The following is a 25,495-nucleotide window of genomic DNA, read 5'->3' as shown; positions in this document are numbered from 1 at the left end:
AGCTTCTTGTTCTCGGGCACTCAACACATGATAGAAACAATTGATCACCAGCTGTTCTTTGCATTTTATCACGATCCCATCCCCTTTGCTTTACTGATTTTTTGGGTCAGCTGGACATGGTTGGGAAGCAGTTGGTCTCTGCTGGGAATCGTCCCCTTCCTCTTTCCTCCCAAGACCCGATTGATCGCCCTTTTCTTATCAGGAACACAACTTGCTACTAACGGATTGGTCTGGATCCTCAAGCATGCAATCAATCGCCCGCGCCCTTTCCTAGTCTATCCGATTCACCCCCTCCTTCACGTCTCTCAGCTCTACTCCTCCTTTCCGAGCGGACACAGCAGCCGTGGGTTTGCTACTGCCTCTTTTTTCATCTGTTTTATCCTATACCAACCATACTCCTTACACACCTCTTCCAAAACTATCCGATTGGTCGAGGTGTTTGGGATCGCGGGAATCGCTACCGCCATCGGCCTCTCCCGCATCAGCCTTAGACTCCATTACCCATCAGACGTGATCGCCGGGGCTTGTCTCGGCACTTTATTCGGAACAGCTGGAGCGTTCTGTTTTCTTTTCTTCCAAAAGAAAGTAAAAATCTCATAGAGTAATTTATTTTGTATTGTATGTACATTATCGAGAGATCGTCAATCTCTCTTATCCTAGTGATTAAAAGCCATAAAGACTCGAGAAGTGTAGGTGTTAAGAATGGGTGACCATCAGAAAGAAACAACCCCCCCTCATCATCTCCCAGGGGGGATCAATGCAGGAGTGGCTTGGGTTGGATTTTTGCTTTGCTTTATAACAGGGCTTGGGCTTATGTGGGGATATGACCAATACCGTTTAAGGAAAGGGCTTCTCCAACAAGAAGGGGCGGACGTCGCTGCATGGAGCGAAGAGGAAGCTTCCATCCCTGTCAGCAGCCAAGATCCAATGTGGGGAGATCGTTTTGCACCGGTGACGATCGTTCAGTTCTCCGACTTTCAATGCCCATTTTGCAGCCGCGTAGAAAACACCCTCAACGAACTGAAAGAGTTCTACAAATCAAACAAAATCCGGATCTTTTGGAAGAATGAACCCCTTTCTTTCCATCCCCACGCAAAGCCTGCCGCAGAAGCCGCACAAGGTGTCTTCGCGATGGGAGGGAGTGAGGCTTTCTGGAAATTTCACGCGCTCGCTTTTAAAAACCAGCAGTCCCTCACTGCAGAAAACTTCCACCATTGGGCAAAAGAGGCAAGCATCGCAGATTTGAACGCTTATGATGCTGGTCTCACTTCCCACAAATGGGCACAGAAAGTGGAGAAAGATCACGATCTTGCTTCACGCTCTGGTGTCCGGGGAACACCCGCCTTCTTCATTAATGGGATTCTTCTTTCTGGAGCTCAGCCTATAGAAAGCTTTAAAAAGTTGATCGATCAAGAACTGGAGAAGGCAAAAGCGAAAATAGCGAGCGGGATTCCCAAAGAGAAGCTGTACACCGTCCTTTCTCAGGCCAATCAGAAGAATGCCCCCCCTCCAGAAAAAGAGGAGAAGGAAGATACCAAAACTGTTTTCAAGGTAGAGGTGGGGAACAGTCCGGTCCGAGGAGATCGCAACGCTCTAGTCACCATCATTGAATTCTCAGATTTCCAGTGTCCTTTCTGCCGCCGGGTGGAAGAGACGCTTCAGAAAGTAACAGAAACCTATGGAGATCAAGTGCGCTTGGTGTGGAAGCATCAGCCGCTCCCCTTTCATTCCCGAGCAGAACCCGCTGCTGAGTTCACCCTCGAAGCGCGTGCCCAAAAAGGTGATAAAGGATTCTGGGAAGCCCACGACCGACTTTTTAATATCGCTGAAAAAACAGCACCTTCTCTTGAAGATGCTGATCTGAATCGAATCGCCAACGAAATTGGTCTTAACGTAAAAGGAGTCGAAAAAGCATTAGCAAAGCATAAATATCAATCTGTTATCGAAGAGGATCAAAACCTAGCAGATGATATGCAAGCGTCTGGCACACCTCACTTCTTTATCAACGGCCGTCGTCTTGCAGGAGCACAACCTTTCACCAGTTTCAAAAAGATCATCGATGAAGAAATCGAGAAAGCGAAATCCTTGCTCAATCAGGGAATTCCTCGTGAGAAACTGTATGAAACTCTAATCAAAGACGGGAAAGCTGCTCATGAACTAGAGAAAAAGAAAGTAGCTTCAGCCGCTCATCCCCCTTTAAAAGGGCCAATGAATGCACCTGTCGTGATCCAGTTATTTTCTGACTTCCAATGCCCTTATTGTAAGCGAATCGAGGAAAGCATCGCCAAAATCGTAGAAGAATTTGGGCCTCGCGTACGAGTCGAGTGGCGCAATTTGCCTCTCGATTTCCATATGGATGCCAAGCCAGCGGCTTTTGCAGCCCTCGCTGCCTACCATCAGAGAGGGGCAGATGGGTTTTGGAAAATGCACGACAAGCTATTTGAAAACCAGGGTGGGGATGGCTTCAAGCGGGAGAAGCTCGATACCTACGCTCAACAGCTCGGGTTAGACATGAAGAAATGGGCTGAGGAAATGGATCATCCCAATCCAGCAGACGTGGAAGCCGACATCAAGGCTGCCAAAGAAGCGGGTATCACAGGGACGCCTGCGCTTGTGATCAACGGATACTTCATCAATGGTGCACAGTCCCTCGCTAAGATCAAAAGGGTTGTCAACCGTGCTCTCACAGAAACCAAACAACCTCATCCAACAGGAAAAATCTAGTTCCTTTAGTAAATGGAAAGGGGGAGCGCGCTCTTTCCCTCTCTTTCTTGTCCAGGGATGGCTCATGGCCATCCTCTTCTGTTGGGCCCAGCGGAGCCATGGATTTGAGTGGCAGCACCATGTAGGAGGTGGGTTCGGGATGGGACAGTTAAGCTCGTCTGCTTCTCGAGTACCCAACGCTCTCCTGACTGGGCTCCATCTCCATTATGCCTACGGGCTTAACGATGCTCTTAACCTTATCATAGAAGGCTCTACTTTAGCAGAGGTCAAAGAGTCCGACGAAAAAAAGAGAGCGATTGATTCTTCGCCAGCCTCGACCACCTATCTAGGGGGGGGAGTAACCTACATTATCGATATACTTAGCTGGATTCCCTATGTAGGGGGTCTAGTAGGAGGGACTTGCTTTACAGGAAAAGGGACTTCTTACCCAACCATTCAACCTCATCTTCAATTTGCAGCAGGTCTTGACTACCAACTTGAACGCAATTGGGCAGTCGGTCTTGCCTTTCGATACGCTTTCCTCTTCCCAGCCACTGCACCTTATTCCACCCTAAACAACCTTTTTATCAGGATTGAATATTTATGGGGCTGGTAACTCACCTCTTGCCTTTCATTTTCACACAGCATAGGCTTGACTTTAAAAGTGATCCTCGTATCGTCACACCTGACCACTCTCCTTTAGATCGGCCGAAAGTCAAAATAAAATTGGGGCAGTAGCTCAGTTGGGAGAGCGCCGCGTTCGCAATGCGGAGGCCAGGGGTTCGATCCCCCTCTGCTCCACCCCTGCCTACTATCCAACAACATCTCAAGAAAAAAACCAACGCCCATCTAAAGAAACAGGCAGCCTGGACGGAGAAGGCGGGGTTCTTCAAGTGGATGATCAGGGGTGGTCTTGTGTTTGAGCGAAGTGAGTTCGGGATACCCCCTGTCATCTACCGGAGAACCCCGCCCTCGCTTCCCTCCTCCTCTCTATCCTCTTCCCCTCTCGCCCCTCCCAGGCCCTGCGACCTCCAAGGGTACGGGATAGATCAGAATTGGCCATACACAAAGGGCGACGGCTTCGAAGCCATCGCAAAAAAGACCGCATACGAGACACCCGCTAAGACGAGCCCCTGGACAAGAGCAGAGCTCTCCACAAAGAAAGTCTCCAACCTCCTTTTCAACTGTCCCGGAACCGCATGAAGGATCATTCCAGCAATCAAAATTAAAAACACATATAAAGGAACATTGAGAACTCCCCCTTCCCAAACGACTAAACGACGTAACATCAGAATTGCATGTCCTAATGTAGGAGCTCGGAAAAATATCCAACAGAAACAGACATAATGAAATGTCAACAAAATTCCTAGAAACGCCTTAAAACCTGAAGAAATTTGCGGTAATCGATCCTGCACCTTCCCCCAATACCGATTCACTGAAAGAGCGACCCCATGCAGCATTCCCCACAGGACAAAATTCCAGGATGCACCATGCCACAGCCCCCCAAGCAGCATCGTAATCATCAAATTGCGATAGGTCTTCCACTCTCTCCCTCGCGACCCACCCAGCGGGATATACAGATAATCCCTCAACCACGTACTCAATGACATATGCCAGCGACGCCAGAAGTCCCGAATACTCCTGGAAAGATAGGGAGCATCAAAATTCTGAGGTAGCTCATATCCGAAAAGGAGTGAACTCCCTAAAGCCACATCGGTATAGCCAGAAAAATCGGCATAAATTTGGATAGCATAGCCATAGATGGCAAGCAACGTCTCTACACTGGAAAATCGTTCTGGATTGTCAAACACCCGATTGACTAGATTCAGCGAGAGAAGATCTCCAATCACTACCTTTTTCACAATCCCGCCAAGAATTAACCACAAGCCACGGGACTGCAATGATTCATGGTAGCGAGGCACCTGCGCAAATTGGGGGAGCATATCCTTCGCGCGCACAATCGGACCTGCAACCAAATGAGGAAAGAAACAGACGAAAAGAAGATAATGCAGATAGTTTTTGGCTGCCTTCAGCTCACCTCGATAGACGTCGATGGTATAACTCATCGTCTCAAACGTAAAAAAGGAGATCCCAAAAGGGAGAGCAAGCGACACGTAAAAGGGGGTTACAGGAATTCTCAGAACTGCAGCCAAGCCCGAAAAAGAATCCATTAAAAAATTGAAATATTTAAAAATACAGAGAATTCCCATATAGCAGACTACAGAAGACCAGAGGAGGATCTTCCTCGTCCGTGGTTCTTGAGTCCGATCCAACATGCGGCCCAATAGATAATCGAGAGTACTCCCACCAAAAATAAGCCCAAGACATAAAAGACTCCAACCTAATTCAGAAAGGAGCAGCGCTTGGGAAAAAGCAGCATCGTAAGTACCGTAAAAATAAAATCCATAGCTAGCAAGCAACAGAAAGAGTGAACGCGCCTGAGCTCGTTGTCGAAGGAGCCAAAAGCCAGCTAGCGTAATCGCCAAAAAGATGAAATACAGAGGACTATTGAATAACATAAAAAGCCCTTGAAACAGTATCCTTGTCTTTGAAAGAAAAATGTTGTAGCATGGGGTGGTATACGTGTCTGCTTTAAACTATTTCTCCACCCTTTCAAAAAAAAAAAATCTAGCCCTCCCTAAGCCTTTTCACATCAAAGCCGTACGGTCAGGGGTGGTTCTTTTCATTGCGCTTGGGATCCCTTATCTCGTCCCCCCCCTCAAGAGGTGGAGAATTGTGCCTCTTCCTGGAGATCCTATCCAAAACGAGACTTCCGTACAAGCTTCAGAAGTCTCTCCTCTTCAGCTTACTGTAGGAGAACTTCCTCTTCGTGCGTCTGAGAATAAAGCCGAGGTCACCAACGCTCTGCCGAATGCAACCCGAGATGTAACCCAGACCCAGGCGCTCGCACAAGAGACAAACCAGATAGATGTTGTCGATCCAACAGGCCATTCGCTCACTGCCTTTCACCAAGCCCTTGCCCGCACTTTAATGGGGGAAAAGAAGGCAATTACTCGAATCTCACACTATGGGGACTCGATCATCACCAGCGATCTGGTTTCAGGAACGCTGCGCCGTCGCTTTCATGAACACTTTGGAGATGCGGGGCATGGGTTTATCCTGACAGCCAACCCCTGGCCATGGTATTTTCACAACGACGTCAAGCACTGCTCTTCCGATGGCTGGATCGCCCACCGGATCGTGGGCCCCCTCATCGAAGACGGAATGTATGGGTTAGGGGGGACTTCTTTTCACACCCAAGGATACGCAACATCATCTTTTGGGACAGCCGAGCGCGGTCAGTTCGGCCGGCGTGTGTCCCATTTTGACATTTACTATTTAGAACAACCAGGGGGCGGGGAATTTGAAGTTTCTATAGTGGGTAGCGCAAATGCTCCTCAAGTCGTCTCAACACAAGGGTCTAAGAAAATATCCCGCATCTATCCCATGCCAGTGCCTTCGGAAGAGGGGACGATAACCCTCAAGACACGAGGAAAAGGGGATGTACGAATCTTCGGCGTTGTCTTAGAATATGATCAAGCAGGAGTCAGTTACGATGCACTGGGGGCTAATGGAGCTCGAGCGCGACTTCTCGGACAAATCAACGTCCAACACTGGAAAGAGCAGTTCGCCCTCCGCCAGCCCTCCTTGATCGTCCTTCAATACGGAGCCAACGAGAGTGAAGATCCTGCTCCTGGACCCAACTATGAACGGAGCCTTGGAAATGTATTGGATAACATCAAAACAGCGGCTCCGTCGGTCTCTGTCCTCGTTGTCTCTGCAATGGATCGCGCAGATCGAAGCCCGACAGGAAAATTGCGAACCCGACCGATCATCTACAAGCTTGTAGAAGCGCAGCGCCGCGTGGCCCTTCAGCACGGCTGCGCTTTTTGGAACACCTTCGAAGCGATGGGTGGAGAAGGGACCATGGGACGCTGGTTAAACTCCAACCCTGCCCTCGCGAGCGGGGATTTAACACATCCTACCCCCGCAGGTGCGCAGATCATAGGAGATCTTCTATTCCGAGCCTTAGTCCGAAGCTATCACGCCTATGCATCCATCCATCCAGAAGCCCCTATGCCTCCAGAGATCCTTAAGCCACAAAACCCCCGAGCGTCAAAAAACGAAAGGCCGTAAAAAACTTAAGAGACGGCAGGATACCCACATACGCTCTATCCATCGAGCGCAGGCGGCTACTGAGACAGAAGAGTGAGCTCTCTATGTTCGTTGTTTTTGTAGTTCAAATTCCTCCATTCCGCGACAGATACCGGAGCTTGAGAACGAGGAGGAAGACCATGAGCCATTCTCCAAGCACCATATGCTCGTAAAATCGAAAAAGCTAACCTACGACCCAGCAGAGCATACCCTTCCCGCGTCAAATGAACTCCATCCTGCTGAGCACGCGGGGGTAGTTCTGTTGCCCAACTTCTGATGGCACCCGCTCCACCCATCGCATTGAACAAACTGTAAAACGCACATCCGCGCGATGCAGCCACCCGCCGCTGAAAAGCCATAATGGCGCGAATTTTCGGCAAACTGACCCACCCTTCCGGCGTCTTTTTAACACGATCAGGGGGCGATAAAATCAAACAGGAAGCCTTCGGAACGGAACGAGCTATACGGTCAAAAAGCTCCGTCAATCGATTCTCGTATGTCCGAATCGGGACGTCATCCCCCGCCTCATTGGTACCGTAAGCCACGATAAATAGTTCTGGATTGCGATGCCGAAGCTGTTCCATAAGATGATCTTCATTGGACTGCAGCGGCGTAGTCACGCGAGCACCGTTGGATCCAACCGCATCGACCGTAATCCCAATATACGTGTGTTCTAGGGTAGCGCCAAAAATCCTCACTTCACCATCTCCCACTGTCCTGACTTGCACGCGACAGGAAGATCGCTGAACCCGCATCGGGAAAAACCCTGAGCCACGAACAGAGCTCGCTGATGAAACCCGACCGATCACTTTTCCATCGATCAATACATCGAATTGGCCACCGCGAGGCTGCTTGAAATAAGCGATCTCAACACTTGTAATAGGCACTCGGATGTCAATCCAAGCAGAAGCATTTTTTCGAGAAGTTTTGATAGCCATTCCGTTGAGGCCATAATAGCCATCCCCCGCCCACTGCCCTTGCACCAATTTCGGTCGTTCTGTCACCCACCCGGTAGACATATCCCCACGCACCCCCTGCTGAATATACCCATTCATTGGCTTGCCAAGCGCCACAAACCCTCTTCCACCATTGCCAAATTGAGATTGCAAATAACGACGGAATGCTGCTGTTCCCCAATCCGCCACGGTATGGGAGTCCCCCAGTTGGGTAATCAACACATCACGCTTTGCAGCTCCCCCTTCCAAGGTCGCCAGTGCTTGAAAGAAACGATCCAGCGAATGAGGAAATTCCAAGTAATCAGAGTTATCCTGAGCCATGTTCGGATTCTGGCTAGCCAAGCCATTTCCACTTCGAAGAGGTGCAGCGTTGGTTTCTAAACGGGAGTCTATCTCTTTGATTGGAGGCGGTGGGGGACTCTTGGCTTCAGGGATAAAGTGCTGACAAGCGCTCAGAATGAAACCGCATAGCACTGCATTCCCCCCACCCCTACATAAACTTTTATGGTTTTTTCTGCGACGGGTGGAGCTCATAGCCACCTCACGCCCATCCCCTGCTCATATCCTTCAGATGTTTTCCATTCCTTTTTCTGAACAACAGGCAATTGAAGGGTACGCTCCCGATCGAGGTCAAAATCATTCACATGAAGGCTAAGCGGCGCCTGAACCCACTTATAAATCGAACCCGTAAAGAGAGAGATAAACTGATTTATCCATCCGGTCAAAGTCTCTTGCGTATGTTCAGGGAACATCTCCTCCAACACCTGGACAACTTCTGAAGCGCTCATTTTTTCTCTCCCGTACAAGGCTAAGCAAGCGTCAAGGATTGAAAAAGGCATGAGATCTTTCTCATCCTCTTGCCCAATGTCGAGCTCCGCAGAGGGTGGGATGGACAGAACCTGTTGAATGCAAACAAGTGACGACGTTTCCTGGAGATAGATCAGCAGATAATTAACCAAAGTTTTCGGAATGTTTGCGATGAGAGAGAGCGAACCCTCCATATCCCCTCCAATGGTTGTGTACCCCACTGCCTTCTCACTCATATTGCTCGTTTGAATAAAGAGACCACCAACCGCATTGGCCCAGTTCCACATCCGCATGGCGCGGATTCTAGCTTGGATATTCTGAGAAACAAAAGAGGGGAGCTGCTCTTCCGGCTGAAGCATCCTCTGCACTGCTTGCAACTCAAGCTGTCGAGCTTGATCGATCGGAAGAACGACCAGAGGAATCCTCAGCTCTTCCGAAGCAGTTATAGCGACAAGCTTGCTGACTTCCCCAGAGTAAGTAGAAGGCATAAAAAATGCCTTTACGATTTCCTGCGCCTTTTTATCCCGTTCCTTCTGACTCCACGAGGCGTACCGTTTATCAATGTAGCGACGGACCAAAATGAGACAGAAAAGGCTATCTCTACCACCCGAAAGAGCTACCCCAATTTGGCGAAAAGAACTGTTTTTTTCGAAATAATCCCCTAGTCCTAAGGTAAGAGCATCGAGCAGCTCTTCACAGAATTCCTGCCGAGCGTCCTTTCTTTTTTCAGATATCCATGGAGGAAGAAAAAAATGGCGATGGGACGGGAAAGGGTAAGCGTGTTTCCTCCCACTTTGCATCCCTTCGATTTCCTTGACTTGAATGCGATGTGGAAGAAGAGATGCATCTCGAAGGCGTGCTTGCTCCCGGTCAAGACGCCAAACCGTATTCTGGTGGCGGAGGCGACGGCTACTTTCCAGATCTACCGTAACAGAATGAACCCCCTCTTGAAAACGAGGTACTTCTAACACCACCCGCCCATTCTGACAGACATAACCTCCTCCATCCAAGATAAGTCCATCGTTGGCCCCTACCCCATTTGTGTAAACAATAGTAGTATAATAATCTCTAGAGCGGACAGCAAGAAGCTCTCGCCGAGCATCTGCTATCCCTATCCGATAGGGGGATGCCGAAAGATTCACAACAATCTCGGCCCCTTCATAACAACGACGGCGAAGAGGCCCTTCCGAAGACCAGATATCTTCACAGAGTTCGAGCGCTAAAAGGCCAAAATCTCCTTCAAACAGAAGATCACCACAGGGAACCCCTCGGACACGGGTCAACAATCCCGGACGACCTGGAGTCCACATGCGAGGTTCATAAAAGACATGGTAGCCAGGCAATTTTTCCTTCGGGACCAAGCCCCATAGAACCCCTTGACGAAGGAATACGGCTGTGTTGTACAGGAACTCTTCATGCGCAACGGAGACTCCCACCACAAGAGCGAGGGGCAGATCCGATGTTAGGGCCGCCAAACGCAGAAGGCCCTCCCATTGAGCCTCAATGAATCCACGCCATTGAACCAAATCCTCAGGAGAATATCCTCCAATGACTTGCTCGGGAAAAGCGACCAGATCGGCCTCCTGAGCAACAGCTTTCCTTGCGAGCTCCACCACGCGATCCACATTAGAGCGAACGGCTCCCACGGTTGTGTTGACATTCGCAACGGCAAGGCGGACAAGCTTCATCTGTTCTGATGCCTTTCCATCTATCCTTTAGGCCTGATCGGGAAGCCCAACCCCTTGCACAGGAACCGAGGGAGAGCCGACCCCTTTCCGAGCTCGCTCATACAAATGTTTCACTTTAGCAACATAAGCGATCGTCTCCGCATACGGTGGGATTCCACCATGCCACTCCACAGATCCAGGCCCAGCATTGTAAGCGGCGAGTGTCCGCTCGAGATCCCCTTCAAATTGATTTGCTAAAATCCGAAGAAAGCGGACACCTCCGAAGATGTTCTCCCGAGGATGGTCGATATCGCGCACCCCCATCTCTCTCGCTGTTGCAGGCATCAATTGCATGAGCCCACGGGCCCCTGCTGGACTTACAGCATGAGGGTTATAATAACTTTCCACCTGAATCACAGCATGGATGAGTTCTTGGGGAATCTGATACAATCGACTGGCCTCCTCGATCCACTGGCGGTATAAAAGAGGAATTTGTGTCAGCGCGATCGGTGCAATCTCGACCTTGCTCAACTGGATCGAGCCAGAGTGAGCAGGATAGTGATGATGAGCCTTGTGCTTCCCATGATCTTTGTGATTAGCAAGGTTAGTAAAGTGAATTCCCCCTTCCTTATCTCGATAGTACACAATGCTCGCTCGGAGATCAGCTGGGATCCATAACAAAGCATAAGCTACAACCCACCACCGCATGAGGCAAATTGTGCCTCATCTCCTCCCATTTTACAAGTAGAACACCTGCGCCCCTATCAAGTTCAAGGACAGAGACTTGACAAGGAGATCTGAACGGTAGGAAAAGTATATAAACCCTCATCTTAATCGGAAGACTCCCTTCCTTCTATTTGCTATCTTATGCGCAGGAGCCTGTGGAAATCAAAAGAACGAACGCAGTTCCACTTTTGAAAAAGAGGAGATGGTCTCGACTTACGCATGAACAGACGATGGAGGCAATACGCTCAATCAAGGTTCTTATACTCAAGAAAAGGATGTAGAATACTTACCGGATATGATGACTCCATCAGGAGAATCTACCACTAACCAGTGGAATTGACCTTGAGGTCACCTATGTTGGAATACCTGCAGTCATTCTGGATAAAGACTTTCAGGAAATGCGTTATTATTCCTCTGTCGATGTGTGAAAATCCAAAATAATTTCTCCAGAGCAGCCACCCGATTATCCAGCGGGAGCTGGCTGCCTTCTCCGCTGATCAGCTGGGATTTAGCATGACAGGAACGCATTTTATTCGATACAAGGACATGGACATGCTCTTCTACAAGCCTCTAGGCGCCACCTTCATGAAACCGAGCATCGATACGTTTATCATCAGTTCGGCGCTCAATCGGCTGTTCTCAGAAACACAGCAGTCATTTGATAAAGCCATCAATGTGGGAAGCAGAACAGGATGGATAGGGAAACACATCGCGTTCAAAGCCCCTGAACAGGGAGATACGGAAGTAATCCTGCTAGCTATCGACCCCATGCTATCGACTGACTCGGTAAAATCCTCGACATCTACGACTCAACCGCAACCACCCCCCCCTATATCCCAACAGAAAAAGCAGGGGAGGTCTGTCCTCAAAAAATGGACAATCATTTCTGGGAAGGGACAGGACTGATCACTTACCTGTTCGATTACCTGAGTTGAAGCAAGCATCCAAACGCCCACCCCGTTCTACTGCTTACAAGCTTTTCATTATGCTAACCCATCTTGATCATTACCATCTTCAAGCACACATCTTCTGAGAAAAGGGAGGTCGAGTGAAAAGCCGCTCTTCGCAGAAAACAGCAAAATAAACCATTTGATGGCTTCTCCATCCGAACAGAATACAAATGTGACCATGGGTCAATTGAACTTCCTCGTTGGAACTACCCATCCTTCCCAGCCGAGATTTCAGAGGACCTAGGATGGCTACACCCAAGCAAGTTATCACTGGCGAGTCGTCTATGCGCTCGACATCACGAAAACTTTTAAATTCTTAGCTTAACCTAGTGCCAAGTTAAGTAGTTGTCTCCATATGATAACTCCTTTTCGCATTCGGATGTTCATCACCAGTTTGATCGGGAGCATATTCGAACGGTATGGCTTTGCCCTTTTTGGATATTTCTCCCTTCATCTAGGGAAACTGTTTTTCCCCTCAACCGATTCGATGAACGAGGTCATTTCTTCCCTCGGGGTATTCGCAGCTGGTTTTCTCGTAAGGCCGCTCGGATGGCTTATCTTTGGCTATATTGGTGACCGCTTTGGACGTAAGCAAGCTATGCTGATGACCATTTTCTATGTACGACCCTCCCCTCCACCATCATGGGATTGCTTCCCACCTACCAGCAAGTCGGTCCCCTTCAGCACCGATCCTGCTCGTCCTGATACGAATGTTGCAAGGGGCCTCTGTGGGGGGCAATTACGGAGGTCCGATTACCTTCGTCACAGAACACGCAGGAAACCGGAACCGAGGTTTGATTGGGAGTCTAGTAGCAGTCAGTTGTCTATCCGGATTTATTGCTGGATCCATCATGGCTATCCTCGTCTCCGCTCTTTTGACAACAGAGCAACTCTTTTCGTGGGGATGGAGAATCCCCTTCCTGTTTGGAACGACCATTGGCTTAGTTGGATTTATGATGCGCAGTAAGATGGAAGAATCCCCTGCTTATCTCGCTAAACCAAGTAGGTACTATTGAAGTCCATCCTCCTCGACAGATCTTCCTGCGCCACCGCAAACAGGCACTCACGCCTGTCCTCGTCATAATACCACATGATCTGAGTCTCTATACATTGCTCGTCTACATGACCACCCACCTCATACGAATCGTCGGACTCAGCAATAGCTCTGCCTTTCTTATCAACACTATCAATTTAATCCTGCTGATGGTTACAAACTGCCTAGGAGGGTGGTCATCTGATCGCACAGGACGAAAGCCCGTCCTGATAGGGGCCTGCCTCTTTCTACTGATAGGAACAATCCCACTCACGTGGCCGACGTTCTCTCACTCGATGAGCGATGTACTGCTGGCTCAAATACCTCTATCAACAGTTGGCATCTATCTTGGCCCTCTGGCTGTCATCATGACCGAATCCTTCCCTACCCCCATTCGCTATTCAGCCATTTCCATCGTCATCAACATCAACGGACCGCTCTTTGGAGGGACTACTCCTATGCTGATCGCCTACTCGATCAACAAAACAAGCTCGGAGATGGTCCAAGCTTATTATTTACCTGTGGAGCAATCATCTCCCTAATCGCATTGCTTTCGCTCAAAACTGTACGCAAAAAATGCATTGTACAATATAATTAAACAATTTAAACCAAAAATAAATGCAAAAAACCACTAACCAAAAATACATAAACGATCTACACTTTTCCCTTCTAATTTTCCTCCCAAGGAAGTGGCCAAAAATAGCTTTTCTAACTACGGAGGTAGAAGATGCAGCAGGGAAAGAGGATAAGACCAACAGGAACCTTTCTCGCGATTCACCTCCTGGCCCACCTGTAGGACGGAACTGATAGTCAGAAACATCCTTTTGATTCTACTGCGTGGGACTCACAACAATATGCAAGTCCCAGGGTAGAATCCAAATGGACTTCGCTTTTATCGGAATTATGGAATTATAAAGAGCCACAATAGAACTCATCCTTGTCTTGGCAAAAGACAACCTAGAAACACTCTAGGAGCTGCATCAAGACGAAGAGATACGTACTCCCGTAGACGCGGCTATCGAATAGATGCTTCAAGAACTAAACGCCACAGACCATTATTCTTGGCCTACTCTAACATTAAAAACGAGTCTTTCTGGAGAAGAGTTAGAAAAAGCACTACAGCAACAAGAAGAACTCAAAGGAAGGGAACGCAATGAATTATTCCCCATTTAAGAATAACCATTTGTTCTTTTCCCCATGAGGAGATCCTGGAACACAGTAGTTCCTGGAGAGATTTACACGCTATTAAATAAATTAATATCTTTTACGCAAGAAACACTCAACTATTTACGGGATATCCATGCTCTCAAAACACTGGAAATCTCAACGGACAATGACTGGAAAAGGGAACATGTAGAACAAATTCGGGAAATGCTTCCACACTTAAATCATTTTATCAGTCATTCAATTGGAAACATAGAGCTGAAATCTTTAGAAGAATTTTCCAAATTTACTCAACTCGAAATCCTTAAACTAGGAGATTACATTCATCGAACCAATAATTGGATCCTACTCTGTTTTCCACGGCTCAAGCAATTCGAGATAACAGTCGATATAACGGATAAAGAAATTTTGTTTCAATTACTCCGTTCGATGCTAGCACTCCAAGAATTAAATCTTACGATCACCCACACAAGCAACTCTCAAAATATCCCTGTGCTGGACGAAGATGACATTAGGAGAATTGCCACGAACAAAGAAATCCAATATCCTCTCGGGAAATTAATCAAACCACCACGATCCATATAAAATGGCAAGTTATTTTAAGATGGCTTGAAGAAAACTGTTTCCTGTCAAACCGAATCCTAGAAACCAGGGCGATCACAGATTTGGTAGGAGCAAAACTCCTCCTGCCGTAACCACAAGCGCACCTTTTGCTAGCCCATCTCGGATAGCTATCCATTGATCGTCAAAATCCCCTGTTTCCACAGGTACCTTACGAAACCGAAAGCGCCCATCCGAAGTCTGACCAACCTGCATAAAAGCGATCGCCTGATCTTGATAACGGAACAACGCACGGTATGGGATAGCCAAGGCTCTTTTTTCCTGCGCCTGAATTCTTACACGCACTGTCATCTCCGGTTTAAGCGCTCTGTCTGGATTTGCAAAACTGGTCCTCACATGGAGGACATGGGTCACAGGATCGACCTCTTGGGATATCCATTCGATACGCCCTTGAATCTGTCTATCCGGAAGAGCCATAGGGATCGCGTTGAGTACATCTCCCATACGCACCACGGATATGTCCTGTTCGTACAAATCTGCAATCAGCCATACTCGGTCTGTTGAGCCGATCACCAAAAGTTCAGAAAGATCACCTCCCCCATAAAGAGACTGGACTTCCATTCCTAGAGTCACTGCCTTGGCAAGGACGTCTCCTTCCATAGGTGCCCGCACCAGGTAAGTATGAGTTACCGTGTCCAGCTGGAAACGTTGGAAAAGCAGCATTTTTTGCTTTGCGCGCTCTACCTCTACGACCGCTTTTTGATAATTTCCTTCTGCACTTTCCAACTCCTGGGCAGACGTGGCATGGTGCGCAAACAAATCCTTCTGGCGTTGATACTCCTTCTGAGCAAGCAGCTGCTCCGACTTTGCCTTGATCAAGTCAGAGGAAACCTCCCCCATATCAGGAGCATAAATCGAAATAAGAGGATCTCCCTTCTTCACATGCTGGCCTAACTTCACATGAATACGCGTCACCCGTCCAGCAAGAGGGGGATAGATCTTCAACACCCGCTGTTCATCCAAAGCAATCCGTCCAAAAGCGACTAGGCACTTCACAATCGGCCGTTCTTCCACCGCCTCAATCCGGAGGTGACTTTTTTCGACTTGATCCGCTGTCAGCCAGACCTCTCCTTCCAGGGGCTTATCTCCTTCCGGAGCAACCAGAGACTTATAGCTACAACAAGCGAGCAACGCTACCAAACCCGCATAAAGCTTATCCCGCTTCATGAAGGAACCAACCTTTTCCCAGAAGAAGATTCGAGCCACTGATGCGCCATTACGAGTAGTGGAGGCTGAAGGACACGTGTCAACAACGCGAGGATCAAAGAGCCTCCTATCACTACAATAGCCATAGGCTTTTGAGACTGCGCCCCTATCCCATTCGACAGAGCAGCAGGGAGGAGTCCAAGCGTTGCAACCAATGTCGTCATTAGAACAGGCCGAAATCGCTTCTCAGCGGCTTCACGAGCCGCCTCCACAATCGGTAAGCCAGCCCCTTCCCTCAGACGTTGAAAATAGGTCACAAATAAAATCGCATCCTGAATAGCAATCCCAAAAATCGACACAAATCCCATTGCAGCCGAGACGGAAAAATGGGTTCGCGTCACGAGCAACGCGAGAACCCCTCCAGTACACGCGACAGGGATATCAATGAGAACGATCAGCGTGTCCAACCAATTTTTAACCGCGGTATATGTAAGAAATGCAATCAGACACAAAGTAAGCGGAATAATTACTTTCAATCGTTCCTCTGCACTCCGCAACTCATTGATTTCTCCGCCCCACTCTAACCTCACACCATAGGGCAGAGCGATCTGAGAACGGATTTTCTCTCGAGCTTCCGCAATCGCTCCCGCAAGATCCCGATCACGCACGGAAAATTTGATAGGTGTATAACGCAATCCATTCTCCCGATGGATCAGACTCGGCCCCTGTTGCAAGGAAATTTCAGCAATCTGGCCGAGCGGAATATCGGCTCCATCAGGGTTGGTCACATGAATGGCTCGGATCGCATCTAGTGAAGATCGGTAGGGCTCCAGCCAGCGCACTGTCAGATCAAAACGCTTCTCCCCCTCAAACACCTGCGTTACCGCCTTCCCTCCGATTGCGGTTTGAACGACTGAGGTCACATCTCCAACATTCAATCCGTACCGCGCACAGGCCACACGATCTGGTACAACCCTCACATCGGGCTGACCCAGTGTGTGAAAAATCCCAACGTCCTTAATCCCTCTCACGGTCTTCATGAGCGCCGCAATCTTTCCTGCATATTCTTCATTCACATGCAGTTTTGTCCCGACCACCTTCACAGAATTCTCCCCTTTAATCCCTGAAAGCGCTTCCTCCACATTGTCCTTAATACATTGAGAAAAATTGAAAATCACATCGGGAAACGTCTGGTAGAGTTCTTGACTGAGCTGCTCAATCAGTTTGGACTTCGTCAACCCACGCGACCATTCTTCAAACGGTTTAAGCGGGACAAAAAATTCAACATTGTAAAACCCAGCCACTTCCGTCCCATCATCCGAACGTCCCAGCTGAGAGATGACGTGAGTCACCTCCGGATGTTTCCGATTTTGTTCGACACACACTTCCCCTGACGTCCCTGGACAACCCCAGATTACAGCACGCATCTGTTCCACATACTTAGAGGCCTGCTCAAAACTGATGGACATCGGCAGAGAGGCGCGCACCCATAAATTTCCCTCTTCTAGCTGAGGCATAAATTCCTGACCGAGAAATGGAAAGAGGACACCGCACAGAACAATCGGAATTATTCGAAGGCAGAGGGCTCGCTTGGGCCTCCGAATGGCTGCCTCAAAGAAAGGCCGGTAGATCCGATGCAAAAAAGCCATCAAAGGCCCCTCTTTCTCCGTAGCAAGAGGAAGACTCCACCGGCTCATGAGAAGGGGGGTTAGCGTCAATGCCAGAAGAATAGCCCCCGCGATCGCAAGCGCATAGGTATGGGCCATCGGTGAAAAAATCACTCCCGACACACCCGTCATGTTAAAAATAGGCAAAAACGCAACCGCGATGATCAGGGTAGAGAAGGCGAGTGGGGAGGCCACTTCATGAGCTGCTGTTAAGATGCGTTCCGCCATCGTCCCCTTCGTGTGTGGACCTGCATGCCTGAATATATTTTCCACCATGATGACGGTAGAATCGATGACAATTCCAAAATCGACAGCCCCCAGCGACAAAAGATTCGCGGACACATTGAACCCAACCACCCCACAAATCGCGAATAGAAGTGCAAGAGGGATATTGAGCGCGCTGATGAGAGCCGCACGCGCATTTCCTAAAAACAAGAACAGCACGATTGCGACAAGCACCATTCCGAGCACAAGGTTCTCAAAGACCGTTTTCGTCGTCAGATGAATCAGCGAGCCACGATCGTACAGAGGCATGATATCCATTCCAGGAGGGAGGACATGATTCTGACGAATCGCTTCAATCCGCGCATGCACCCCTTTAAGGGTAGGCAAGGCAGCCTCCCCATAACGCATGAGAATAATACCTTGAACAATATCGGATTGATCATCGAACCCCACCATCCCTAATCGCGGAGCATGCCCGATTTGGGTGCGAGCAATATCTTTAACCCGAATCGGATCCCCTTGAGAGGCCGAAATTACAATATTTTCAATATCTTCAATCCCCCGAATGAGACCAATTCCACGCACATCGTACACTTGCTCCCCCAACGTCAACCGCTGCCCACCCACATTTTGATTGGCATTGGCGATGCTCTCCAGCAGTTGACCCAAGGAAACATGGCGCCCTTTCAAAAGATAAGGATCGACTTGTACCTGATATTGTTTAATTTTTCCCCCATACCCAACCACATCGATCACACCAGGCACCTGCTTAAACTGGCGTTCAAGTATCCAGTCCTGCGCCGTCTTGAGCTCTTCAAGGGTATATCCCCTCCCCTCTATACGGTATCGGAAAATCTCCCCCGTTGCATTCCACGGGGAAATCTGTGCTTCAACCTGATTAGGCAACTGTACAAAAGAAAGGCGATTAATGACCTCCTGACGCGCGCGTGCGTACTCTGTCCCCCATTTAAAATAACATTTAACATCGCTCAACCCGAAAATCGATTGAGAACTGATGCGATCCAAACCAGACATCCCCGCGAGCCCAATCTCAAGAGGCACCGTGATATACCGTTCGACTTCCTCAGCATTCATCCCCTCAGGCTGAACGATCACCTCTACAAGAGGAGGAACAGGATTAGGATAAGCCTCAATATTAAGCCGCATCAGCGCCAAAATACTCATCCCAATCAGAGAAAAAACCGCAATCAAAACAAGAAACGGCTTTTCTAAAGCAAAGCGTACTATTTGTTGAATCATCGCTGATTGCTACTCCAAACACAATCATCCAGCGCGACGCAAGACCCCATCGCTCAAAAAAACACTCGTCACCAAAAATCTAACCCAACAAAGCCCAACCAAATCACAAACAACTTCAAGCCCACGAAGAACATTCACTCATGAAGAGGGACGAAAAAGGGCAGTAGGATGGAGAGGAGAGCTGGGGTGGAGGGGGGATGACAGGAGAGAGCGTGTGGAGGGGGAGGGGCTGAGAAGGGTTATCCCTACAGATGACAGCGGACGGGTTGCATGTTTGAGCGAAGCGAGTTGGGGAAGCGCCCCTGCCACCTCACCTGTAGGGTGCCCTTCTCCACGCGAGGCTCTATCCCACCCTCTACCGTCTCGCTCCTCCCTTCGTTCACTTGATCCCCAGCGAGCGTTTTTTTTGTTTGATTGACCCAATTATATCCCATTAATGTCTTCCTATCAAAACGACTGAAAAAGAAACGAAACCCCACCCGCCGCAACCTGCTGCCCCTTCGAAAGGTTGCGAACGACAAGAACACCCCCATTCAATTCCCCATCCCTCACACCAATAGGCCATGGCTGCAGAAAAACCTTCCCCACCCCTTCATCCGTCTTGATCAGAACAAACACATGCTCCCCAAAATGCAAGATCGAAGCGGACGGAATCCAAAGTCCCAACTCGTGCCTCCCTTGTACCTGGACATCGACAAACATCTCAGGCTTCAACAGATGATCGGGATTCTCCACCAAACATCGTGCCGCAACCGTACGAGTTTGGGCCTCAAGAACATCCGAAATCCAATCCACCTTCCCCACCCAGACGTGCCCTGGATATCCTCTCGCCACAACACGAACCCCCTTTCCTTTCTTCACCTCAGGAATCAAACGCTCAGGCACATTCATAAAAATGGCCACCTGCCCAAGGTCCGCAACCGTAAACAGCGGAACGGACTGCCCCCCTCCATACTGCCCCTGTACCTCAAGACCAGAACGGACACTGCGCCCCACTACATGACCAGCTATCGGCGAGATCAAAGAATAAGCCTGAGCCATCCCCCCAGAAGCGGGAACTGACTGAAATCCCAAAACCTTTTGACGAGCCCTATCCTGCTCAGCAACCGCCTTGCGATACTGATCCTCAGCAGACTCAAAAGCCACTCCAGACCCAGCTTGTTGCTCAAATAGCACACGCTGACGCTCATAGGTTCGCTTTGCAACCAAACACTCCGTCTTGGCTTTCTTCCAATCCGACGAAGCCACCACCATTTCCGGAGCCTCGATCACAGCAAGGCGCTGCTTTGATTGAACAGTTTGACCCAATTGTGCATCCACCCGAGTCACCCGTCCAGCAAACGGTGGGAGGACCCTAGCCATCCGCTCCTCACCAAAATCGACTCGCCCAGTCAATTTAATCGGTTCTTCCAAATCAACTTCAACCACGTCATAAAGGACAACCTGGTGCTCCCGCATCTGACTCTCTGTAAGCCAGACCCCATTCTTATCCCATGAAGACTGAATAGCTACCCCTTCCCCACCTTTACAAGCAAACAGAACAACAAGCCACCACCATGTACCCAAGAAAAAGTCACTCCTGCGACACCATTTTCGGCTCATAGACAACAACTTAACCAACCCAATTAATCGAATGCAAAACCGAACGCCATCAAAAACCTCGGACGGAACCCTTCAATCGCATAGACAGAAGCTGGGAGTTCCTGAGCGGGGAATTTCTCACTTGGGACTGTATACTGTATCCCCCCTCCCACCCCCACAACTGTCCGATTGGCCACAATCGCCTGCCAACCGATGTCCAGTGCCCCCCCCACATTCCAATAAGGAATCCGATCCCCAACAAGAGGAATTGCATTATATATCCCTAAGAGAAGCGAAGGTCCAACGTAAAGACCTCGAAGCCCACACTCCCCTGTATAATAGCGATATCCCAATTCTCCTCCTACCCCCTGGAACCGATTGTTATGCGAATCTTCGTTGGTCAGGGTAGACGCATAGAAAAAAGTCAGATTCAATCCATGATGGGAAATCAAGAGAGCCTCCAAATTAAGACCAACCCGAGTCAGGAGAAGCGTAAATGGATTATACGAAAGAGCAAATCGCCTTCTCAACTCTTCCTCCTCCTCGTCCTCTATAGAAAAGACCAAGTTCCTTTCCTGACCCACAGAAGAGCCCTCCTTTGGATTCTGGTTCGAAGCAGGCTTTGCCCACGAAAGCCTACGCCAACCCATCACACAAGAAACAACCAAGATGGCCCACAGCCAGGTTCCCCCTCCTCTGTGCTTTTTTGACACGATAGACTTAAGCCGCAGAAGTCCTATCCCTATTGCTAGAAGGAGATCTCCCACACCTTTATCACCCGATCTCGACAATCGAGTAGCCCCTACCACACATCCCCAATTGTCCGGCGTGGTCGTAGGACAAATCCCAGCCTCGCAAGACAATTCCTCCTCGTCCTCATTCCCCGCACCCCCCTCTTCTGGAGAAGTGCACCCTGCATCCTGCAAACAGGAAGCATCCCCCCCTCCATCCAGAGCCCTCGCCTGCCGAAGAGACACCCCCCCTAACCCCAAACCAATCCCGAGCACCACCCCCAGCCAAATCAGGAGCCCTTTCTTCATTCGTTTAACTCCTCCCCAATCGCTTGTTCAAGCTGATAGACCGCTGTCCAGTAAGCCATCACTTGATTGAGATAATCCATATGCGTAGCAATATAAGTTCGTTCCGCATCCAAAAAATCGATCAAAGCCAATTCCGCAATCCCTTTCGTCACCTGGTAATGGACATTATCTCGAATCACCTTCGCGCGCGTTAAGATTTCGCTTTTCATCCGTTCCACAAGCTCACAAGCAGTACGGTAAACAGACCATGCAGAGGTCACTTCAGCAACCACCTGAGAGACGATTTTGGCCTGAGAGAGCTCCTGCGTCTTCACATCCGCACGAGCACGCTGAATATCCCCTTGCTGTTGATAAAAAGCAGGCAATTCAAGAGAAATACCGAAGCTAATGCTCATTGGCTGCCCTCCATTCTGACCTTGTCCAAGCTGACTATATTGCGTGATCAAAGCAATATCAGGAATCCGCTCACGCTTGGCAAGTTCTAGTTCAGAGAGAGCGCGAGCCCTTTCCCATCCAATTGATTGAAGATCGGGCCGATGAGTCAGCGCCCGCGTGATTAGATCGGATTCAGACACAGATTGAAGGGATCGGATCGGCCGGAATGTCAACATATCTTGTTCCACTTCAATTTTTTGCTGTTCTCCTTGCATTCCAAGTAAAAAACCGAGCCCCAACTGAGCCTGACGATAATTCATCCAAGCGGTGGTAACCGCTTGGTCAGACTCAAGTTTCTGCAGCTCAATCCGAGCAAGCGCCCCTTCATCCATGACCCCAGGGAAACGGGCCCGATAGAGCTTTACCGTCTGGACTAGACTGCTCTGTTGCTCTCTTGAGAAATCGAGCGCTGCTTTGGCCCATGCAACCTGAGTGTACTGGATCTTAAATCGAGCTTCGAGCACTCGTTGCACATCTACCCGATTCCACTTGGCTGCCCCGAGTGCAGCTTCAGCCGATCGGATTCGCAATCCTCGCTTCCCCGAAAGCCAAGAATGGAAAGCCCCATTGTCTGAAGCATCCCACTGCACCGCATAAGGCTGACATCCCGAACACCCCTCCACGTTTGGATTGTAATTGAAGGTAGGCCCCGCCTGCACCGAGAAACTCGGATTCGCAACTGCAGCTGCTGCTCTTCGATCCCCTTGCGCCACCTGGACTTGCGCATCCGCTAATCTTAAGTCGAAAGCGCGGGCACGAAACAGCTGCAATCCCTGATTGAGCGTCAGAGGGGAAGAGAGTTGCAATGGTTGATGAAGAGGAGGAGCAACCGCAGCGAGAGGAGGCCCTTCTGCCCAAATAGAATGAGCTGAAAGTACAAAGAGACCTATCCCTGCCCAACTCCATACAGTTTTCTGGCTACTCGAACGAAGAGAAAGGAACATCCTCATTCCCCAAGCTCTATCCCCACCACATATTCTATTTGATGCATAGCACTCCAACACGCTTGCACATCTTCCAAATACTGAAAATGGGTCTTGATGTACTGCCGCTGGGCATCTAACACATCAATGAGACTCACCGCTCTCTGCTTATACTGCATCTCCACGCGATCTCTCGCTGTCTTTGCACAAGGAATCATCTCTGAACGCATTCTTTCCATACGTTCATAGAAGGCACGAAAAGCGACCAGAGCAGCATGGACTTCCCATACAATCTGCGCGTGGTTCTTCGCTTGTTCGATCGCCTGCGCTTGCAATCCTGCTGCAGCTCGTTCAATTTCCCCTTGCCGCTGATAAAAGACAGGGATCGAAGTGGAAACGACCGCCGCGAGGTACGGTGGACTCGGTGCATCCTGTCCATATCCAATCCCATTAAATCCCATCCCAAGCTCAATTTCAGGGATGCGCTCCCGTTTTCCCAAATGAAGCGCCGTCACCGCCTTTGCGAACAAAGCAGACTGCATGAATCGATCGGGTCGACGTTTCATCGCAGTCTTAAGCAACTCCTGTTCTTTTTCTGGTTCCAGCAAAGAAGCAAACCAGTGAGGGATTGAATACTCCTTTACCCGAAAAGACGGGATCTGTGTTTGAACACCAAGGAGTTGAGCAAGTTCAACTTGCGCTTTTCTGATCTGCTGTTGACTGTCCACCAGGGCCTGATCCACCTCCAGCTTTTCTATCTCCATCCGATCCAGCTCAGCTCGATCGATAGTCCCAGGGTAGTGGGCCTGATAAAGGGCAACCAACTGTGTTAGACTACGATGCAGCTCCTTCAAAAAGGCATGTTCTTGCTGAGCGGAAGCGAGCTCGTGATAATTCGTCTTAAGAATAAATTCGAAGTGCCGCTGGGCATCTCGACGGGACCATTGCATCGCCCAGAGAGCACCCTGAGCAATCCCTTTTTTGAGTGCCTGTTTCCCCGTGAGAAGAGAACTGAGGGCTCCTTGGTCAGAAATCCCCCACGCAATATTTTCACGCACGCAGCCACTACACCCAGGTTCTTTGACATGGTTGATTGTCGGACCGATTACAAAACTGACTTGAGGGTTCGAAAGCGCTGCGCTCGCGATCCCTTCCCCTCGTTGCTTGAGCACAGCAGCGTCGGCAAGAAGCAGATCCAAACCACGAACGCGGAAAAGAGAAAGCATCTCTTGGAGAGTCCACTCTTCGGGCAGTTCTCGTTCCCCTCCCCATGCAAAATACGCAGGGAGAAAGAAGCAAATCAAAAGAAAGCCGATGGTTCGACTGCTCATCTGTGTTCCATAACCCTTCAGAGACTATCTGTTGAATGCCAAGAATCCACAATCGATCAAGACAATTTACTCTTCTGCTGTTAGCCTCTTTCGGGAAGTTAGAGAAGAAAAGAAGTATAACAATCAGCCACATTCGTTATGAAGAGGCTTCCATGGCGCTACAGATCCTTTAAAAGAAAGGGAGTCTTGTTCCAAGCAAATCTGATAGGGGCGGTGCTGTGCGGAGAGTACCCTTACCATAAGTCGATTTCGGTTCATACACTTTTCCCCCTCAACATCATCTCTCCCTCTCACTTCCCCCTTGACACCTCAACGAGGACTCACAGAATAGATCTAACAGATCTTGATCCTTACCGAAGTGATGACATCTCAGCAAGCTACGACTGCAACTCTCAGCGAACTGAATGAAGTCGTGCAGCGTCATTACAAGATGCCGAAAGGGTTGGAACGTTGGTAATTTGCAATTATAAGCAGAAGGGAAGCGAGATCAACTACTTCCCTTCTTGACTCAGCGCGAGGTGACGGAAGCAGCGCTACCGCACAGCCAAAACCACATGGGACTCCTGTTCTACGGATGCAGTGTATCTGAATTCCGACACCACGCATCGTTTTTCATTCAAAGGGTATGGCCTCTTCTCCCCCCCCCAAGCCTTATCCGCTTTTTATCCCGACCGGCCAAAGACCTCTCGACCCAACCACCGAACCCCTGGATCTCATCATCCATCCTCCTTCTCCTCTCGAAGTCCCTCTCGCTCCCTAGTGGACTGCTGCAACTCAAACGATTCATGTCGAAGCAAATACGCTCGATGCGATCTGGGAGTTGCCCGAAAAATCGGCATCGCTTAAACAGCTCGTCACCATGCAGCTTGTTCCCAACCCGCTGAGACAAGATCCAAGCGGAATGCCATTTCGCCCCAACACGCAAGATGCCGTCCGGCTCTGGCAACAGATGAATCCCAAACCACCTTAAAAAGAAAATTACCTGGCCATCTCACCCAACCCTTTCGTTAGCTACCAGCAGAAAACCAGCCACCCTATGCTCGAATCCGAATACACTCTGGAACCGGTCGGTGCAGCCAGCCATCCCAACACCACAATCATGATC

General features: G+C 49.3%; 20 protein-coding genes and 1 tRNA gene. 10 read left to right on the top strand and 11 right to left on the bottom strand.

Annotation, left to right across the window (positions count from 1 at the left end):
• The first annotated feature begins 27 nt into the window (after positions 1-27).
• The 4 genes from BCY86_RS00835 to BCY86_RS00820 all read left to right on the top strand — a co-directional run bounded on the left by BCY86_RS00835 (position 28) and on the right by BCY86_RS00820 (position 3,504).
• The gene (locus tag BCY86_RS00835) at positions 28-600 is read left to right on the top strand and encodes a phosphatase PAP2 family protein (RefSeq protein WP_075276018.1); all 573 of its coding nucleotides are present in this window, start codon (positions 28-30) and stop codon (positions 598-600) included.
• Between the two features lie 102 nt (positions 601-702).
• The gene (locus BCY86_RS00830; protein WP_075276016.1) at positions 703-2,724 is read left to right on the top strand and encodes a DsbA family protein; all 2,022 of its coding nucleotides are present in this window, start codon (positions 703-705) and stop codon (positions 2,722-2,724) included.
• Positions 2,678-3,319 (top strand): outer membrane beta-barrel protein, encoded by a 642-nt coding sequence (locus BCY86_RS00825; protein WP_075276014.1) that lies wholly within the window; start codon positions 2,678-2,680, stop codon positions 3,317-3,319. The genes BCY86_RS00830 and BCY86_RS00825 overlap by 47 nt, the downstream gene beginning before the upstream one ends.
• Positions 3,320-3,431: 112 nt before the next feature.
• Positions 3,432-3,504, top strand: a tRNA-Ala gene (locus BCY86_RS00820).
• Positions 3,505-3,752: 248 nt separating this feature from the next.
• Here BCY86_RS00820 and BCY86_RS00815 read toward each other — a convergent pair.
• Positions 3,753-5,222, bottom strand: coding sequence for an MBOAT family O-acyltransferase (locus BCY86_RS00815; protein ID WP_075276012.1), 1,470 nt, complete (start codon positions 5,220-5,222; stop codon positions 3,753-3,755).
• A 64-nt stretch (positions 5,223-5,286) separates the two neighbouring features.
• On the opposite strand from BCY86_RS00815, the gene BCY86_RS00810 reads away from it, so the two are divergent.
• Entirely contained in the window at positions 5,287-6,840 is a 1,554-nt protein-coding gene (locus tag BCY86_RS00810; protein ID WP_075276010.1) for a GDSL-type esterase/lipase family protein, read from the top strand.
• Between the two features lie 56 nt (positions 6,841-6,896).
• Here the strand turns inward: BCY86_RS00810 and BCY86_RS00805 are convergent, their stop codons facing one another.
• From BCY86_RS00805 to BCY86_RS00795, 3 genes are read right to left on the bottom strand one after another with little or no spacing between them, the layout of a single operon-like run.
• Positions 6,897-8,288, bottom strand: a complete 1,392-nt coding sequence (locus tag BCY86_RS00805; protein ID WP_216636023.1) for a GDSL-type esterase/lipase family protein — start codon at positions 8,286-8,288, stop codon at positions 6,897-6,899.
• Between the two features lie 56 nt (positions 8,289-8,344).
• Entirely contained in the window at positions 8,345-10,309 is a 1,965-nt protein-coding gene (gene nadE, locus BCY86_RS00800) for an NAD(+) synthase (RefSeq protein WP_075276007.1), read from the bottom strand.
• 27 nt (positions 10,310-10,336) lie between these two features.
• Positions 10,337-10,996, bottom strand: coding sequence for a lytic transglycosylase domain-containing protein (locus BCY86_RS00795; RefSeq protein ID WP_075276005.1), 660 nt, complete (start codon positions 10,994-10,996; stop codon positions 10,337-10,339).
• Between the two features lie 531 nt (positions 10,997-11,527).
• Between BCY86_RS00795 and BCY86_RS00790 the strand changes: the two genes are divergently transcribed.
• The 3 genes from BCY86_RS00790 to BCY86_RS10425 all read left to right on the top strand — a co-directional run bounded on the left by BCY86_RS00790 (position 11,528) and on the right by BCY86_RS10425 (position 13,539).
• The gene (locus BCY86_RS00790; protein WP_156864957.1) at positions 11,528-11,920 is read left to right on the top strand and encodes a hypothetical protein; all 393 of its coding nucleotides are present in this window, start codon (positions 11,528-11,530) and stop codon (positions 11,918-11,920) included.
• Between the two features lie 661 nt (positions 11,921-12,581).
• On the top strand, positions 12,582-12,980 hold the full coding sequence (locus tag BCY86_RS10645) for an MFS transporter (RefSeq protein WP_075276003.1): 399 nt from the start codon (positions 12,582-12,584) through the stop codon (positions 12,978-12,980).
• A complete protein-coding gene (locus tag BCY86_RS10425; protein WP_083604088.1) occupies positions 12,946-13,539 on the top strand; it encodes an MFS transporter in 594 nt (197 codons plus the stop codon). Before BCY86_RS10645 ends, BCY86_RS10425 begins: the two co-directional genes overlap by 35 nt.
• 1,279 nt (positions 13,540-14,818) lie before the next feature.
• Here BCY86_RS10425 and BCY86_RS00765 read toward each other — a convergent pair.
• The 7 genes from BCY86_RS00765 to BCY86_RS00735 form a co-directional block, all read right to left on the bottom strand.
• Positions 14,819-15,949 (bottom strand): efflux RND transporter periplasmic adaptor subunit, encoded by a 1,131-nt coding sequence (locus BCY86_RS00765; RefSeq protein WP_075275998.1) that lies wholly within the window; start codon positions 15,947-15,949, stop codon positions 14,819-14,821.
• Positions 15,946-19,080: an efflux RND transporter permease subunit gene (locus BCY86_RS00760; RefSeq protein WP_075275997.1), complete on the bottom strand. Its 3,135-nt coding sequence runs from the start codon at positions 19,078-19,080 to the stop codon at positions 15,946-15,948. Before BCY86_RS00760 ends, BCY86_RS00765 begins: the two co-directional genes overlap by 4 nt.
• A gap of 138 nt (positions 19,081-19,218) precedes the next feature.
• Complete coding sequence (locus tag BCY86_RS00755; RefSeq protein ID WP_075275996.1) at positions 19,219-19,503, bottom strand: hypothetical protein; 285 nt, start codon at positions 19,501-19,503, stop codon at positions 19,219-19,221.
• Positions 19,504-19,527: 24 nt separating this feature from the next.
• Positions 19,528-20,682, bottom strand: a complete 1,155-nt coding sequence (locus BCY86_RS00750) for an efflux RND transporter periplasmic adaptor subunit (protein WP_083604087.1) — start codon at positions 20,680-20,682, stop codon at positions 19,528-19,530.
• 23 nt (positions 20,683-20,705) lie between these two features.
• On the bottom strand, positions 20,706-21,701 hold the full coding sequence (locus BCY86_RS00745) for a DUF3575 domain-containing protein (protein ID WP_075275994.1): 996 nt from the start codon (positions 21,699-21,701) through the stop codon (positions 20,706-20,708).
• Positions 21,698-23,080, bottom strand: coding sequence for a TolC family protein (locus BCY86_RS00740; RefSeq protein WP_075275993.1), 1,383 nt, complete (start codon positions 23,078-23,080; stop codon positions 21,698-21,700). Before BCY86_RS00740 ends, BCY86_RS00745 begins: the two co-directional genes overlap by 4 nt.
• Positions 23,081-23,082: 2 nt before the next feature.
• Positions 23,083-24,390, bottom strand: a complete 1,308-nt coding sequence (locus BCY86_RS00735; protein WP_075275992.1) for a TolC family protein — start codon at positions 24,388-24,390, stop codon at positions 23,083-23,085.
• Positions 24,391-25,015: 625 nt separating this feature from the next.
• Between BCY86_RS00735 and BCY86_RS10420 the strand changes: the two genes are divergently transcribed.
• Complete coding sequence (locus BCY86_RS10420) at positions 25,016-25,150, top strand: hypothetical protein (protein ID WP_275935832.1); 135 nt, start codon at positions 25,016-25,018, stop codon at positions 25,148-25,150.
• A gap of 60 nt (positions 25,151-25,210) precedes the next feature.
• Entirely contained in the window at positions 25,211-25,360 is a 150-nt protein-coding gene (locus BCY86_RS09515; RefSeq protein ID WP_156864956.1) for a hypothetical protein, read from the top strand.
• Positions 25,361-25,495: the final 135 nt, after the last annotated feature.

The sequence above is a fragment of the Pajaroellobacter abortibovis genome (genome assembly GCF_001931505.1).
Taxonomy (GTDB): domain Bacteria; phylum Myxococcota_A; class Polyangia; order Polyangiales; family Polyangiaceae; genus Pajaroellobacter; species Pajaroellobacter abortibovis.
This window is presented reverse-complemented; position numbering and strand designations above follow the sequence as displayed.

Excerpts from the sequence above, each read along its gene's own strand:
- BCY86_RS00835 (WP_075276018.1), top strand. The coding sequence starts at position 28 with ATGATAGAAACAATTGATCACCAGCTGTTCTTTGCATTTTATCACGAT.
- BCY86_RS00830 (WP_075276016.1), top strand. The coding sequence starts at position 703 with ATGGGTGACCATCAGAAAGAAACAACCCCCCCTCATCATCTCCCAGGG.
- BCY86_RS00815 (WP_075276012.1), bottom strand. The coding sequence starts at position 5,222 with ATGTTATTCAATAGTCCTCTGTATTTCATCTTTTTGGCGATTACGCTA.
- nadE (WP_075276007.1), bottom strand. The coding sequence starts at position 10,309 with ATGAAGCTTGTCCGCCTTGCCGTTGCGAATGTCAACACAACCGTGGGA.
- BCY86_RS00795 (WP_075276005.1), bottom strand. The coding sequence starts at position 10,996 with ATGCGGTGGTGGGTTGTAGCTTATGCTTTGTTATGGATCCCAGCTGAT.
- BCY86_RS00790 (WP_156864957.1), top strand. The coding sequence starts at position 11,528 with ATGACAGGAACGCATTTTATTCGATACAAGGACATGGACATGCTCTTC.
- BCY86_RS10645 (WP_075276003.1), top strand. The coding sequence starts at position 12,582 with ATGTACGACCCTCCCCTCCACCATCATGGGATTGCTTCCCACCTACCA.
- BCY86_RS00765 (WP_075275998.1), bottom strand. The coding sequence starts at position 15,949 with ATGAAGCGGGATAAGCTTTATGCGGGTTTGGTAGCGTTGCTCGCTTGT.
- BCY86_RS00760 (WP_075275997.1), bottom strand. The coding sequence starts at position 19,080 with ATGATTCAACAAATAGTACGCTTTGCTTTAGAAAAGCCGTTTCTTGTT.
- BCY86_RS00750 (WP_083604087.1), bottom strand. The coding sequence starts at position 20,682 with ATGAGCCGAAAATGGTGTCGCAGGAGTGACTTTTTCTTGGGTACATGG.
- BCY86_RS00745 (WP_075275994.1), bottom strand. The coding sequence starts at position 21,701 with ATGAAGAAAGGGCTCCTGATTTGGCTGGGGGTGGTGCTCGGGATTGGT.
- BCY86_RS00740 (WP_075275993.1), bottom strand. The coding sequence starts at position 23,080 with ATGTTCCTTTCTCTTCGTTCGAGTAGCCAGAAAACTGTATGGAGTTGG.
- BCY86_RS00735 (WP_075275992.1), bottom strand. The coding sequence starts at position 24,390 with ATGAGCAGTCGAACCATCGGCTTTCTTTTGATTTGCTTCTTTCTCCCT.
- BCY86_RS10420 (WP_275935832.1), top strand. The coding sequence starts at position 25,016 with ATGGCCTCTTCTCCCCCCCCCAAGCCTTATCCGCTTTTTATCCCGACC.